The sequence below is a fragment of the Veillonella sp. 3913 genome (assembly GCF_003992235.1).
In the GTDB taxonomy this organism is placed as follows: domain Bacteria; phylum Bacillota; class Negativicutes; order Veillonellales; family Veillonellaceae; genus F0422.
In genome coordinates, this window is sequence record NZ_RQVF01000004.1 from 69,797 (window position 1) to 84,239 (window position 14,443).

12 protein-coding genes are annotated in these 14,443 nt (G+C 40.8%); 11 read left to right on the top strand and 1 reads right to left on the bottom strand.

Annotated elements, in window-relative coordinates; genetic code table 11:
- Positions 1-621 precede the first annotated feature (621 nt).
- The 6 genes from EO113_RS06030 to EO113_RS06055 all read left to right on the top strand — a co-directional run bounded on the left by EO113_RS06030 (position 622) and on the right by EO113_RS06055 (position 9,108).
- A complete protein-coding gene (locus EO113_RS06030; protein WP_127135827.1) occupies positions 622-1,227 on the top strand; it encodes a hypothetical protein in 606 nt (201 codons plus the stop codon).
- Between the two features lie 430 nt (positions 1,228-1,657).
- Positions 1,658-3,043 (top strand): tRNA uridine-5-carboxymethylaminomethyl(34) synthesis GTPase MnmE, encoded by a 1,386-nt coding sequence (mnmE, locus tag EO113_RS06035; RefSeq protein ID WP_127135805.1) that lies wholly within the window; start codon positions 1,658-1,660, stop codon positions 3,041-3,043.
- 8 nt (positions 3,044-3,051) lie between these two features.
- Positions 3,052-4,926: a tRNA uridine-5-carboxymethylaminomethyl(34) synthesis enzyme MnmG gene (gene mnmG, locus EO113_RS06040; protein WP_127135806.1), complete on the top strand. Its 1,875-nt coding sequence runs from the start codon at positions 3,052-3,054 to the stop codon at positions 4,924-4,926.
- Between the two features lies 1 nt (position 4,927).
- Positions 4,928-5,641 carry a 16S rRNA (guanine(527)-N(7))-methyltransferase RsmG gene (gene rsmG / locus EO113_RS06045; RefSeq protein WP_127135807.1) on the top strand — a complete coding sequence of 238 codons (714 nt, stop codon included), beginning with the start codon at positions 4,928-4,930 and terminating at the stop codon, positions 5,639-5,641.
- Positions 5,642-5,783: 142 nt separating this feature from the next.
- A complete protein-coding gene (locus tag EO113_RS06050; RefSeq protein ID WP_127135808.1) occupies positions 5,784-6,479 on the top strand; it encodes a vitamin B12 dependent-methionine synthase activation domain-containing protein in 696 nt (231 codons plus the stop codon).
- Between the two features lie 202 nt (positions 6,480-6,681).
- Positions 6,682-9,108, top strand: coding sequence for a homocysteine S-methyltransferase family protein (locus EO113_RS06055; protein WP_127135809.1), 2,427 nt, complete (start codon positions 6,682-6,684; stop codon positions 9,106-9,108).
- A 225-nt stretch (positions 9,109-9,333) separates the two neighbouring features.
- Here the strand turns inward: EO113_RS06055 and EO113_RS06060 are convergent, their stop codons facing one another.
- A complete protein-coding gene (locus EO113_RS06060; protein WP_127135810.1) occupies positions 9,334-9,828 on the bottom strand; it encodes a hypothetical protein in 495 nt (164 codons plus the stop codon).
- Positions 9,829-10,087: 259 nt separating this feature from the next.
- Here EO113_RS06060 and EO113_RS06065 point away from each other — a divergent pair, with 259 nt between their 5' ends.
- From EO113_RS06065 to EO113_RS06085, 5 genes are read left to right on the top strand one after another with little or no spacing between them, the layout of a single operon-like run.
- Positions 10,088-10,852, top strand: coding sequence for a ParA family protein (locus EO113_RS06065; protein ID WP_127135811.1), 765 nt, complete (start codon positions 10,088-10,090; stop codon positions 10,850-10,852).
- Entirely contained in the window at positions 10,842-11,711 is an 870-nt protein-coding gene (locus tag EO113_RS06070) for a ParB/RepB/Spo0J family partition protein (RefSeq protein WP_164726342.1), read from the top strand. Before EO113_RS06065 ends, EO113_RS06070 begins: the two co-directional genes overlap by 11 nt.
- An 11-nt stretch (positions 11,712-11,722) precedes the next feature.
- Positions 11,723-12,940 carry a [FeFe] hydrogenase H-cluster maturation GTPase HydF gene (gene hydF / locus EO113_RS06075; protein WP_009353581.1) on the top strand — a complete coding sequence of 406 codons (1,218 nt, stop codon included), beginning with the start codon at positions 11,723-11,725 and terminating at the stop codon, positions 12,938-12,940.
- An 11-nt stretch (positions 12,941-12,951) separates the two neighbouring features.
- Entirely contained in the window at positions 12,952-13,473 is a 522-nt protein-coding gene (locus EO113_RS06080; protein ID WP_127061616.1) for a DUF4446 family protein, read from the top strand.
- 12 nt (positions 13,474-13,485) lie between these two features.
- Positions 13,486-14,436: a M23 family metallopeptidase gene (locus EO113_RS06085; protein ID WP_127061614.1), complete on the top strand. Its 951-nt coding sequence runs from the start codon at positions 13,486-13,488 to the stop codon at positions 14,434-14,436.
- Positions 14,437-14,443 lie beyond the last annotated feature (7 nt).

Genomic DNA, 14,443 nt, shown 5'->3' on the forward strand with positions numbered 1-14,443 from the left:
TTGTTCCGCTATGTAGCCTGTGGCGTTCGTAACTGAATATGATAAAGGGAAGAGCACGGCATACCCCCTCTCAAACGGTATTTTATAATGTTTGTTCGGGGGCACGCCGTGCTCTTCTTGTGTTTGTTCAATTTTGTCAGTAAGACCCGCCACAAAGGCTACTACTCGTAACGGTGTTCCTCAGGGGATTCTGTGTTTATGTCATTTAGGTAGTAAGAGAAAGCCACAAGGCTTTCTACGATAAAGGGGTGCTCCTTAGAGTTGTCACTTGTTCCGCTATGTAGCCTGTGGTGTTCGTAACTGAATAATATAAAGGGAAGAGCACGGCATACCCCTTCTCAAACGGTATTTCATAATGTTTGTTCGGGGGCACGCCGTGCTCTTCTTGTGTTTGTGCAATTTTGTCAGTAAGACCCGTCACAAAGGCTACTACGCCTAACTGCGTTCCTCAGGGTCAGTAATATGTAAATGATATGTCTTATCTAATATGAATGCGTAAAAGGTCTGTATATTATGAGAAATTCATACTCTTAGATTCTTTACAATGATAATTGATATTGTTATACTTTAACTGTATAAATTTTTATTTTGGTATTATAGGATAAGGAGTGTCATGTGACGATGGAAAGTTCAGGACAAAAACAGTTTAAGAGTAAGTACCATATTTTAGTATGGATTGCTCTATTATCATTAGCACTGATTGGTATGGTTGAGCATGGATATTATTTACAAAATAGACCTCCATTCAAATGGCAGATTTATTTAGGTTTAATTCCATTTTCATCTTGGGTAGTGTTGACGTATCTTGCGACAAAACCAAAATGGTTTACTACACGTTATAATGTAGGTGAAATGTATAAAGTGCATCGCATTGTAGGTGTTGTAGCTACTGCTATGGTAGGTGTTCATTGGTATGTATATTTTGGTAAGGCTAAAACAGCATTAGGCTGGTGGGGCGGCTACGTAGCTCTTGTAGGGATGTTTATTGCTTTTCTAGTAGGGATTTTATTCCTAACTCCTTGGTTTAAAGGTATCGCTACATCTATGCCTCGTAAAGTAGCTGTATGGATTCATAGATTGAATTTGGTAGCTTTAATTGGTGCTAATATCCACGTACATGGCTTTAAACGATTATCTGCTATGGTTCCATTCTTACAAGTATATGATATTCTTACATATGGGTTAGTGATCTATTACATCTATTGGATGTTCAAGAAAAGAAACTAAGTCGTCACTTGTTCCGCTATGTAGCCTGTGGCGTTCTTAATTGAATAGGGCAAAGGGAAGAGCACGGTATACCCCTCACAAACGGTATTTTATAATGTTTGTTCGGGGCACACCGTGCTCTTCTTGTCTTTGTGTGATTTAAGTAGTTAAGGAACGCCACAAGGTTACTACTCGTAATGGCGTTCCTCAGGGAGTTTTCTCCTATCTATCATTGATGTTACTTTGGTTGCGTGATATAATTTATATAAGGCCACAAGGCCTTTTCTTTTTATGTGAAATGGTATTACTCGATGTCAGGTATGTTTTTTTAGGAGTATCATGAAAGTGTCATAATGATATGTTACTGATACTATGTATATATGGTATCCCTATAAAGGATATGTACTAGATATATCTTAAAACGACGGCATTGATGTAGACAGGAGATACTATGTTTTTAGATGACACGATTGCAGCGATTGCGACGGCTCCAGGGATTGGCGGTATTGGTATTATCCGCATCAGTGGTCCTGAGGCGTGCGATGTTGTGAATCGTATCTTTCACAGTAAACAATCTGTGCCACTGGGTGAGCGCCAGACGCGAACGATCCATTATGGACATATTGTTCATCCTAAGACGGGTAAAACCTTGGATGAGGTCATCGTGGTGTTGATGAAAGGCCCTCATTCCTATACGGCAGAGGATGTAGTAGAGATTCAATGTCATGGCGGTTTTGTGTCAGTCCGTGAAATACTGAAAGTCCTACTTTCAGAGGGGGTACGTCAGGCAGAAGAAGGGGAGTTTACAAAGCGAGCGTTCTTGAATGGTCGCATTGATTTAACCCAAGCAGAGGCCATCATCGACATTATTGATGCGAAGACGGAGCAATCTTTGGAAGTGGCAGTGAATCAATTAGACGGTACCTTATCCAAGTATATTCGCGCCTTACGAGATGAGTTAATCGCTATGATTACCCACTTAGAGGTAACCATTGATTACCCAGAGGAAGATATTGAAGAGGTGTCAGCTCAAGAGGTGCGGACGGGGTTAGCTCCCATCCTAGAGAAGATGGATACTTTATTGGCAACGGCACAGCGTGGTAAATTATTGCGTGATGGTGTGATGGTGTCCATTATTGGTCGTCCTAATGCAGGGAAATCTAGTTTGATGAACGCTTTACTTCGTGAGGACCGTGCCATTGTGACGAACATTCCAGGCACGACCCGTGATAGTATTGAAGAATTTTTAACCATCCAAGGGATTCCCGTACGCTTAATTGATACCGCAGGGATTCGTGAGACCGAAGATATTGTAGAAAGTATGGGCGTTGAAAAAGCACGTCAGTACTTAGATAAAGCAGATGTGGTGGTCCTTGTTATTGATGGGTCTAAACCATTAGAACCGGAAGAACAAGAGTTGCTACAGCTCATTACGAATCGTCCAAGTATTATCTTCTTGAATAAAGCAGACCAAGCGCAATGTGTTAGCAAAGAAGAGATTGCGGCACTGGGGACTTTCACAGAGATTGTCACCATCAGCGCGGCCCAAGGGGAAGGTATGGATGAGATGGCGAGGGTCATTACATCCTTGGTGCAAGGAGGTTCTGTGCAGGCTAGTCATGAGGCGATGCTCAGCAATGTGCGCCACATCACCTTGATGGAACAGGCGAAAGTTAGCTTGGACCAATCCATTCTTGCCATAGATAGCGGTATGCCTATCGATTTAATCGTCACGGACATCCGCGCTGCTTGGGAGCTACTAGGTGATATTACTGGTGAAAGTTTACGTGAATCCATGGTGGATGAATTATTTAAACGATTCTGTTTAGGAAAATAGGAGAATACATGTATTTAGTAGATACGTATGATGTGATCGTCATTGGCGGTGGTCATGCTGGTTGTGAGGCTGCTTTAGCCACAGCTCGTATGGGGCACCGTACCTTGATGGCTACATTGAATTTAGATAACATTGCTCTTATGCCATGTAACCCAGCCATTGGGGGACCTGGTAAAAGTCATCTAGTGTGCGAGCTAGATGCATTGGGCGGTGAAATGGGCATTAATGCAGATGCGACAGCCATTCAAATGCGCATGCTCAATACGGGAAAAGGACCTGCGGTACATTCCTTGCGGGCCCAATCCGATAAAGTAGCCTACCAACGCCGTATGAAAGAAGTTTTAGAAAATACAGAGAACCTCAATGTGAAGCAAATCATGGTTAATGAGTTGCTCATTGAAGAGGGTGTTGTGAAAGGTATTGTGTCTGAATTAGGAGAAGTATACCAAGCCAAGGCTATCATCTTATGTACAGGTACGTACTTAAAAGGCAAGATTATTACTGGTGAATTGGCGTACACAGGTGGTCCTAATGGACAGCGAACAGCGGAATTATTGTCTCAATCTTTATTGAATCATGGCATTAAGTTAATGCGATTCAAAACAGGTACACCAGCTCGTGTCGATAAACGAACCTTGCACACAGAGAATATGGAAATGCAACCTGGTGACTCTCACCATAGAGCCTTCTCCTTTATGTCTGATTGGATCGACCGCAATGAACAAGTATGTTGGTTGACTTTTACAAATCAAAATACACATGATATCATTCGTGGCAATTTACATCGTGCCCCTATGTACACGGGCGTCATTGAAGGGACAGGCCCAAGATATTGCCCATCCATCGAAGATAAAGTGGTTCGTTTTGAAGATAAACAACGCCATCAATTATTCGTGGAACCAGAGGGCAATCACACCAACGAAATGTACGTCCAAGGTATGAGCACAAGCTTACCAATCGATGTGCAATATGCGTTCCTACGAACTATCCCTGGTTTGGAAGATGTAGAAATCATGCGTCCAGCTTATGCTATCGAGTATGATTGCTTAGATCCATTGCAATTGACACCTGCTTTACAAGTGAAGCATATCCAAGGTTTGTATTCTGCAGGTCAAGCCAATGGTACATCTGGCTATGAAGAAGCGGCCGCACAAGGCTTGATGGCAGGTATCAATGCAGCCTTATGGTTAGAAGGAAAAGAGCCATTTATCTTATCTCGCTCCGAAGGCTACATCGGTGTGCTTATCGACGATTTGGTAACGAAAGGAACGAAAGAGCCGTACCGCATGATGACGAGCCGCAGTGAATATCGCTTGTTACTTCGTCAAGACAATGCAGATATGCGCTTAACAGAAAAAGGCTATGAAATTGGACTTGTTAAGGAAGAACGATATAAAGCTTTCAAAGAGAAACAAGGTAAAATTGAAGCAGCTATTCAATTACTAGCGGATACACCTGTAAACCCTAGCGAAGAAACGCAACAAATCTTAGATCGTATTGGTACACCTCGCATCAAAACGGGCATCAAGGCTTACGATTTGGTGAAACGTAACGAACTATCCTATGGAGTAGTGGCAGAGGCATTCGGATTGCCTCGCTACGAAGCGCCGGTGGAAGAAGAAATTGATATTACCATTACTTACGATGGATATATAAAAAAACAAATGGAACAAGTAGAAAAGGTTCGCAAGTTAGAGGCTAAAATTATTCCTCAAGATTGGGATTATACAGCGATGAAAGGTATATCTTTAGAAGCCATTCAAAAATTGAACGCTGTGCGCCCCCATTCCATTGGTCAAGCAAGCCGTATTTCTGGGGTATCTCCTGCGGACATTTCTGTGCTCTTAGTGCAAATTGAGCAGTACTACCGTGAAAGAGGTTAATATGACATTTTCAAACTATGTGAAAGCCCACACCAACACCTATGGGTTGGACCTCACAGATGCACAAATTAACCAACTACAACGGTTTTACGAACAAGTGGTAACTACCAATGAGCACATGAACTTAACGGGTATTACAGAACCAGAAGAGTTTGCCTTAAAACATGTGGTAGATTCTCTATCTTGTTATGACCCTAAGTATTTTACAAAAGGTGCAACGGTCATCGATTTAGGGACTGGTGCAGGTTTTCCAGGTGTTCCCCTAGGCATCTATGATCCGTCCTTGCAAATTACTTTATTTGACTCTTTACAAAAGCGACTCCGCTTTTTAGATGGTGTTATTGAGGACTTAGACTTACAAGGATTACAAACTTTACATGGCCGTGCAGAAGATTTGGCACATCAAGAGTACCGGGAATCTTTCGATCTTCTCACTAGCCGTGCGGTGGCTCGCTTATCCATCTTATTGGAATGGGGACTTCCCTATGTGAAAGTAGGGGGTTATATGGTGGCATTAAAAGGCTCTATCGTGCAAGAAGAATTAGAGGAAAGTAAACGTGCTGTATCCATCTTGGGCGGTGAAATTGTAGAGGTCAAAGAAGTGACGTTACCGACCTTAGAGGATAAACGAGCTATTGTGTATATCAAAAAGGTAAAACCTACGGCTAAGAAATACCCTCGAAAACCAAAAGAGATTAAAATAAAACCTTTATAGCTATGCACTATAACTCATAATAAAATATAGAAAAATGCTTATAAGTTATATCTATGATATACTTAATGAGTACTCTTTACATGTGCGGTCACGTTGTGTTCGCACATGTTTTATATTTGCAATACAAGATTGAGGTGAGACAATGGCAATCTATAACGGACGATTACCAAAACTCAATGAAGATGAAATAAAACGATACTCCGGATTAAAGCATGCGGAGGGATTTCCAGAGCAGTATGTGAAAGAAGCTGCCCTAGAAGTACAATTAGTGGCAGAACCTCGTGGTGTGTACCAATGCTATGATTACGATGTGGAGACACATACAATCCTTAGTAACCCGCCTATGGTGCTGGATGCCACAGGCATCATTCGTCATTTAGGGAATGCTAAAAAAGTATATGTTCTCGCTGTCACAGTAGGAGAAGCCGTAGAAGAACGCAGTTCTGCTTTATTTAAAGAAGGCAAATCTACACTAGGTCTTCTTGTGGATGCAGCGGCTACAACCGCTGTAGAACAAGTGGCAGATCAGGTAAATGAACTCATCGACAGAGAGGCAAAAAAACAAGGTTTTAAAACGACATGGCGCTTTAGCCCAGGCTATGGCAATTGGCCTGTCACAGTACAACAAGAATTTGCTAAGATTATTAAGACAGAAGAAATTGGATTGACGGTGACAGACACAAGCATGCTATTTCCACGTAAATCAGTAACGGCTATTGTGGGCTGTCAAACAGTAGATGAAGAAGGACCAAAAACACAACGAGGTTGCACATCTTGTAGCCAAGTAGAGTGCGCATCTCGTAAGTTGCCAGAGAAGGGGACGACGTCGTGCATTTAAACAAACGTATCGTTTGTGATAGATAGTACTGAAAAGGTATCCTATGTGGGATATCCTTATGATAGTTATACTTTTTTTAAATAATAAATTGATGTATAGATAAGTAGCGTGATGTACTGATACTGGGGAAGAGTATAGTCATCGTTATACGAAGTATATTGCCTTGGGCGAGCAATGTGCCTAATACATAAGTGAGGGACATATGGTATATATTATAGATGGCGGCATGGGTACCATGCTGCAAGCGGCAGGTCTTGGTGACGGGGCTTGTCCAGAATTATTTAACGTAGAACATCCGGACGTAGTGGAGCATATCCATGCAGAATATTTACGTCACGGTAGTGATATTATTACGACTAATACCTTTGGTGGGACAGCATTAAAACTGGATGAATACCAACTAGGTCATCGTATGGATGAAATCAATCGTGCTGCTGTGAAAGTAGCACAAGCAGCTCGTGATAAGATTAATCCGAATGCAAAAATCGCAGGTGATATGGGTCCTAGTGGTCGTTTTATGGCGCCATTAGGGGTGGCTCAATTTGATGAGATTTATGAGACTTTCAAAGACCAAGCAAGAGCCCTTATCGATGCAGGGGTAGATTACCTGATTATTGAAACGATCATCGATATCCAAGAAATGCGTGCTGCCTTGTTGGGGGCTAAAGATGCTCGTGATGAGTTAGAAAAAACAAAAGAGGATGTAAAAATTATCTGTCAGTTCTCTTTCAGCGAAGATGGACGTACTATTACAGGTACACCACCAGAAGCAGCAGCTATCTTGATGGATGCTATGGAAGCAGATATCGTAGGTATTAACTGTTCCTTAGGACCTGAACAATTATTGCCTCTGGTAGAACGCATGGCAGCAGTAACGAACTTGCCAATTAGTATTCAGCCGAATGCAGGTATGCCACAACTCGTAGGGAAAGAAACTATCTTCCCATTAGGACCAGAAGAGATGGGCGAATATGCACCTCGTTTCCTCGACGCAGGGGCAACGTATTTAGGTGCTTGTTGTGGTAGTACTCCAAAACACATTGAATCTATTGCCAAAGCGGCACGAGCACATACACCGGCAGAACGACCACATGTAGAACCGTTTACGGCTTTCACAAGTCGTACTAGCGTAGTGAAAGTAGGTTTGCAAGAAAAACCAATCATCATTGGGGAACGTATTAATCCAACAGGCCGTAAAGTGTTAGCAGAAGAAATTCGCAAGGGTAGCTTCTTAATGGTAAAAAAAGATGCTTTAGCCCAAGTAGAAGCTGGGGCAGACGTGTTGGATGTTAACATGGGTGTCACAGGTGTTGATCCAGGGGAAACGATGAAACGAGCTATCGAAGAATTAACGATGCTTGTGGAGGTTCCTTTATCCATCGATACATTGGATCCAGTGGCAATGGAAGCGGGCTTGAAAGCCTATCCAGGTCGTCCATTGTTGAACTCTGTGAACGCAGAGCCAGAGCAATTGGAAGCAGTATTACCATTGGCAAAACGCTATGGTGCAGCGTTATTATGCTTGCCATTAGGTAAAAAAGAATTACCAGAAACGGCAGAAGAGCGTGTGTCTTTAGCAAAAGAAATTGTCTTAGAAGCGTACAACTATGGATTGCGATCAAATGACTTATTGCTTGACCCATTAGTATTGACCTTAGCAAGTAGCCAACATGCAGCAAGAGAAACATTAAAAACATTAAAACTTTATGCAGAAACTTTTGGATTCCCAACAGTGATGGGTTTATCTAATATATCCTTTGGCTTGCCACAACGGGCGTACTTGAATGCACAATTCTTGACGATGGCATTGAGTAACGGTTTGACTTGTCCTATCATGAACCCAATGAATGAAATCGTACGAAAAGCTTTCATTACAGGCCGCACATTTATGGGCTTTGACCCAGCTGCAGCGGATTTTATTGCTGAATATGGTGATGACGATGAAAATGCAGTGGTGACGAAAAAGGTAAAAGCTACAGCAGAAGCCTTCCATAGTGATGATCCTATTGAATGCATTAAACATGCCGTAGAACAAGGGGAAAAAGAGGCGGTTGTGCCATTGGTAAAGGAAGCCTTAGCACAAGGCCTAGATCCACTAGAGGTGACTCGTAGAGGTTTATCCGATGCTATGGCAGTAGTTGGTGAAAAGTTCGGCTCTGGTAAAGCGTTCTTGCCACAAGTTATGCTAGCAGCAGAAACGATGCAAGCGGCTTTCACAACGATCAAAGAAGTGCTGCCAGAAGGAACAGCAGAGAAGAAAGCGACGATTATCTTAGCTACGGTAAAGGGTGACATTCACGACTTAGGTAAAAACATCGTGTCTGCTTTATTAGAAAACAATGGGTACCAGATCGTGGACTTAGGAAAAGATGTATCTCCAGAAGAAATTGTAGCAGCGGCAAAAGAGCATAATGCCCCGATTATTGGGATTGCCTCTTTGATGACTACAACGATGCCGATGATCAATGAAACCATCGCAGCCATCCGTGAATCAGGTGTGGATGCGAAGGTACTGGTAGGTGGAGCTGTATTGTCACAAGCCTACGCAGATGAAGCCGGGGCTGACTCCTATGCCAAAGATGGTATCTCCGCGGTGAATATAGTGAAAGGCTTATTAGGTGATGAATAGTTAGCATACTATAACATTTAGTAGGCAGAATTCTCAGAAGAGTTACTCCATGAGATGAGGTATCTAGAAGGATTAGATGGCTTAAAATTCTTTATAAAAATATATAAAAAGGAACATGGCAGAAGAAATGCCATGTTCCTTTTTATTTGTATGTAGATATGCGTTGAATACGGACTCCACCGCACGTGTATTGTGATTAACCTGTAGGATGTTTCACGTGAAACATTACTGAGAAATACCGCTGAGTATTTTAATTCTTATGATAGAATTTCCGTTTGTAATAAACTCGATTCCTTTTCTATAATCGTAAGTTGGCATATACACGCCATAAAAAAGAACGTGAACGCCTTCTTTATTATATACCATACTAGGTTGACCATGTTTTGTATAAATGTCTGCTATACTATCTCCGACAGTGATACCTCTAGCAGTGACAGCATCTCGGTTGTCTATAGTTGTCATTGTTGTTTCCGGAAAGTGTTTGTTACTTACATGGAAGGTGATGCCTCCGTAAATTACTCTATTTGGTTTAAGAGCAGTAGGACCCCCCAAACTTTTATAAATAGCATCGGTAGTAGATCCTGCAGGGATACCTGCTACTACTAAGTCTGTTGCTGGTAGTTCATTTCCTTTTACATGCATCGCTTCTAATTGTGAAGTGGAAAAGAGAGAGAATAAAAAGGCGATAACAAGTATCCAAGGACGTAGTTGTTTCATCATGAGCCTATCCTTTCATAGTTACTATAAATCATATGAAAATCGTACTGTATATAAAACTATTTGTCAATGATTAAAAGTGTCTATATAGTGAGTTCATAGAGGGATTGTTTCACGTGAAACAATTAATTAGATAGAGGTCATAATGTTTCACGTGAAACATAAAAAATATATAAAAAGATGAAGAAATCCCCATAGCTTTCATATAAAATACAAAAATATATGTTATAATGTGATAAGACTATAAGAAAGAGGTGAAATAATGGCTAGAATTATTGCCGTAGCTAACCAAAAAGGTGGCGTTGGTAAAACGACAACTGCTGTAAATTTAAGCGCATCTTTAGCCGTAGAGGGAAAACGAGTACTCTTATTAGATTTAGATCCTCAAGGAAATGCTACAAGTGGATTAGGAATAGATAAAGAAAGCATTGAACAAGGCGTATATGAAATGCTTGTAGATGATGTATCTATTACAGATATCATAGAATCTACAGTAATAGATACCTTGCAAATTGCGCCAACAACGATAGATCTAGCTGGGGCTGAGGTGGATTTGGTAGCTATGGAAGATAAAGGTTATACTTTGAAACAGTGTATAGCACCTATCGTAGAGGACTATGATTATATCCTTATAGACTGCCCACCATCTTTAGGTATGCTAACCATTAATGCCTTAACCGCTTCTAATAGCGTGTTAATTCCTATACAAACAGAGTTTTATGCTCTAGAAGGGGTTAGCCAATTAATTAAAACAATCGAACTTGTACAAGACGAATTAAATGAAGATTTGGAACTAGAAGGTGTGGTTCTTACTATGTACAATGGACGCACCAAACTAGCCGTACAAGTGGCAGAAGAAGTAACAAATTACTTTGGAGAGTCTGTATATACAACAACAATACCACGAAATGTGAAATTGGGAGAGGCTCCTAGCCATGGTTTACCAGTTGTTATCTATGATAAACGATCCAAAGGAGCTGAAGTATATTGTGCTTTAGCGCGGGAGGTAATAGAACGTGGTGCTTAAAAAAACAAAAGGTGGACTTGGTAAAGGCCTAGGGTCTTTTGGATTGTCTGGTTCTTTTAAAGATGGTCATAAAAGTGGCTATGAACTGGATATTACTAAAATACGACCTAACCCGAATCAGCCTCGTAAACGCTTTACAGAAGAGGATATGGAAACCCTAGTGGCATCGATTCAGGCTCATGGATTAATTGCCCCTATTGCGGTTCGCAAAGTAGATGATTATTATGAAATCGTAGCTGGTGAACGTCGTTGGCGTGCGTGCCAACAAGCGGGATTGACTAAAATTCCTGTGGTGGTGCGAGACTACACGACAGAAGAAGTGAGTGAAATTGCTCTAGTAGAAAATTTACAGAGACAGAACCTAAACCCTATCGAGGAAGCTTTTGGGTATCAATATTTAATGGATACTTTCAAAAAAACACAAGAAGAAATTGCTACTATTGTAGGTCGCAGTCGTTCCTATGTGGCCAATATTGTGCGATTATTACAATTACCAGAGTTTTTACAAGAGGAATTGGAAGTAGGGGCGCTAACAGTGGGTCAGGCTAGACCTTTATTGGCATTAGCTGAAGAACATTTGCAACTACAAGCGCTGGAACGCATTAAGGAAAAAGGCTTAAATGCTCGTCAAATAGAACAACTTGTGAAAGAACTACAATCTGGGAAGAAACGTTTGACATCTACACAACCAAAAGCAACGGCGGAGTTACGAAAGTTAATGCAGAGACTCAAACATAGTTTAGGTGCTCCTGTAGATATTCGCTTAAAGAATACTAAAAAAGTGCAAGGTACTATTGAAGTTTCTTTTAAAAGTGAAGAAGAACTAATGCGTTTAATTAGCTATATTGAAGGTGAATAGAAAGGAAGTCTATGGTATTAGAAACAACTAAAGGGAATCGCTTGCACATAGGCTTTTTTGGGCGTTGCAATGCAGGTAAATCTACTCTGATTAACACGCTGACAGAGCAACAGATTTCCTTGGTATCTCCCATTGCGGGGACTACGACAGATCCAGTGTCTAAAGGGATGGAATTGTTGCCCTTGGGCCCAGTGATGATTGTAGATACAGCGGGTATTGATGATACATCGGAACTAGGTTTGTTACGGGTAGACAAAACGAAACAAGTATTATCAACGATGGATCTAGCAGTGTATATGATGCGTACTGATGTTGAGCCGATTCCGGAAGATATAGAGTGGTTACAACAATTAGAAAGTAGACATATTCCTACCTTAGTAGTGATTAACGAAGTAAAAGGATGCAAGGGATCTGATTTTATTAAATCCCATGGGGAATTACAACCTTATACATCACAGGTCATAGTAGCAGACGTGAGTGATAGTACAAGCCGAATGGCATTATTAGAGGCATTAAGTAAATTAAAACCAGTTGATGAAGAGGTACAATCTTTGTTAGGTGGTTACATTGAAGAAAAGGATGTATTTGTCTTAGTATGCCCTATTGATGAATCAGCTCCTAAAGGTCGTATTATTTTGCCACAAGTGCAAATGATTCGTGAAATTTTGGATCATCATGGTATGGCTATGGTGTGCCAAGTAGAGGAGCTGGCCACTACATTGCAGCAATTGCAGAAATCACCTAAATTGGTTATTACTGACTCCCAAGCCTTTGAGGCGGTGAGTCAAATTGTGCCAAAGGATATAGCTTTAACAAGCTTTTCTATTTTGATGGCACGATTTAAAGGAAAATTAAAAGATTTAGTGGCAGGTGTACATGCTATAGAGCAATTGCGAGCGGGTTCACATGTATTGATCAGTGAAGGCTGTACACACCGCCAACAATGTGAAGATATTGGAACAGTAAAAATTCCAAGATGGCTAACAGCAAAAGGCTACACAGACTTACAGTTAGAGTGGACCAGTGGTGGACATTTTCCTCATGATGTATCTAAGTATGATGTTATCATTCATTGTGGGGGGTGTATGTTGACACGTCGAGAGGTGTTACGACGTATTGATGTAGCCACTGTCCAAGGGGTGCCAATTGTTAACTATGGTGTTTTGATAGCCTCCTTACATGGCATCTTACAACGTGCTATACAGCCATTTGAACATGAATTAGAATAGAAAGGATTATTGTGTTAGAACAACTATTACCTTGGTTACCATGGATACTAGGAAGTATTGTTTTATTGTTAGTATTACATGCGTTCAGTTTACATATACGAGTAAGTCGCCTTACCAAACGGTATCGATATTTTATGGATGGAGAAAATGGACAAAGTATTGAGCGACGTCTTGCTATTGAAGTGAAAGAATTACGAGATATGGCAAGTACTTGGGAAACCATTTTATCAGAACAAAAAGTGATTCAATCTACACAAGCACAAACATTTCAGCATATTGGATTTGTGAAATATAATGCTTTTGAAAATATTGGCAATGAATTGTCCTTTTCCTTGACGTTATTAGATGGAAATTTCAATGGTATTGTCATCTCTAGTATATATGGACGAAATGAATCACGTATTTTTACAAAACCAATTGTAAATGGTAAAAGTTTAGCCAGTCTTTCACAAGAAGAGTTAGCTAGCTTGCAATCTGCTATGGGACAACGAAGCAATGGAGATGTGTTAGCAAGTTCTTCTGTGTCAGCATAGAAAGGATGTTATATGCAAATACCTAAGTGGTTGCAGTCACATCTGAAACAAGATGGTAATGACTGGAATTTGCAGTTTACAAAACAACAAATAAAGACGATAGCCATTATATTAATTGCCATTTTAGTTATCTTTTTGGGATTTGGTATCTGGGGGATAGCGCGACAAGTAGAAGTGTTGCAATTGCGCCAAGAAAATCAATTACAAAAAGAGCAATTACGATTATTAGACCAAAAAGTAGAAGTCTTGGATAAAAAAATGAAAACTCTTGATGAGCTAGATCAAAATATTAGAAATATGATCAAAGGCACAGAGTCTGGTACACTGCAGAAAGCAGATGGAACCACCCAAAATAAAGAAGAGAAAGAGGACCCTTCTCCCAAAAGCTCAAATAAGACTTTCACAACAACTCATCTATCTGCACGTATATCTAGCTTAGATCGTCAAGCACAACGTCGTATGGTATCTATGTATACCTTATATAATGTGCTAAGAGAAGGGGTAGGCAAAGATATTAGAGAATTACAATCTTTGCTAGCCATGGAAGGAGATGCTAGTGATGCTAATAGCCACATGCCATCAATCTGGCCGGCTAAAGGCGTCATCAGTTCTACCTTTGGGGCGCGACAAGATCCTGTTTATGGTGGTGGTGCCTTCCACGAGGGGTTAGATATTGCTAATGATACAGGAACAACAATAGTAGCTACGGCGGCAGGTACTGTAACTTATGCAGCCTATGCTGGAGGGTATGGCAATTTAATAGAAATTGATCATGGTAATGGATTTATTACAAAATATGGGCATAACTCAGCACTCTTAGTACAAGCGGGAATGACTGTGAAAAAAGGACAATCCATTGCACTTATGGGTAGTACTGGTAAAAGTACAGGTAGTCATGTTCACTACGAAGTGAGGGTGAATGGTGTGGCTACGGATCCATTATTATTTTTGCCCATTCAATAGGAGGCAA

Coding starts and splice junctions, on each gene's coding strand:
- EO113_RS06030 (WP_127135827.1), top strand. CDS start 622: ATGGAAAGTTCAGGACAAAAACAGTTTAAGAGTAAGTACCATATTTTA.
- mnmE (WP_127135805.1), top strand. CDS start 1,658: ATGTTTTTAGATGACACGATTGCAGCGATTGCGACGGCTCCAGGGATT.
- mnmG (WP_127135806.1), top strand. CDS start 3,052: ATGTATTTAGTAGATACGTATGATGTGATCGTCATTGGCGGTGGTCAT.
- rsmG (WP_127135807.1), top strand. CDS start 4,928: ATGACATTTTCAAACTATGTGAAAGCCCACACCAACACCTATGGGTTG.
- EO113_RS06050 (WP_127135808.1), top strand. CDS start 5,784: ATGGCAATCTATAACGGACGATTACCAAAACTCAATGAAGATGAAATA.
- EO113_RS06055 (WP_127135809.1), top strand. CDS start 6,682: ATGGTATATATTATAGATGGCGGCATGGGTACCATGCTGCAAGCGGCA.
- EO113_RS06060 (WP_127135810.1), bottom strand. CDS start 9,828: ATGATGAAACAACTACGTCCTTGGATACTTGTTATCGCCTTTTTATTC.
- EO113_RS06065 (WP_127135811.1), top strand. CDS start 10,088: ATGGCTAGAATTATTGCCGTAGCTAACCAAAAAGGTGGCGTTGGTAAA.
- hydF (WP_009353581.1), top strand. CDS start 11,723: ATGGTATTAGAAACAACTAAAGGGAATCGCTTGCACATAGGCTTTTTT.
- EO113_RS06085 (WP_127061614.1), top strand. CDS start 13,486: ATGCAAATACCTAAGTGGTTGCAGTCACATCTGAAACAAGATGGTAAT.